This is a genomic window from Nocardia cyriacigeorgica, assembly GCF_010858045.1.
Classification (GTDB): domain Bacteria; phylum Actinomycetota; class Actinomycetes; order Mycobacteriales; family Mycobacteriaceae; genus Nocardia; species Nocardia cyriacigeorgica_E.
This window is the reverse complement of record NZ_JAAGVC010000383.1, coordinates 1-280: the sequence shown is the minus strand read 5'-3', so window position 1 is coordinate 280 and position 280 is coordinate 1. Positions and strand designations below refer to the sequence as shown.

Genomic DNA, 280 nt, shown 5'->3' with positions numbered 1-280 from the left:
TCATCGGCCTGATCAACGGCAGCGAGCCGGTCACCACCTCGTCGATGAAGAAGTTCAACGAGGCCTTCGCGCCGTACGGTCTGCCCAAGACCGCGATCAAGCCCTGCTACGGCATGGCCGAGGCGACGCTGTTCGTCTCCGCGACCAAGGCCGAAGATGAGGCCAAGGTCACCTACGTCGATCGCGACGAGCTCAACGCGGGCCGCATGGTCAAGGTCGAACCGGGCACCGACAACGCCATCGCGCAGGTGTCCTGCGGCTATGTGGCGCTGTCACAGTG

Annotated in this window: 1 pseudogene; it reads left to right on the top strand. The window is 64.3% G+C overall.

Features of this window, described 5'->3' with window-relative positions:
* Positions 1 to 280, top strand: a pseudogene (locus GV790_RS30120) (fatty-acid--CoA ligase); the annotation flags it as partial.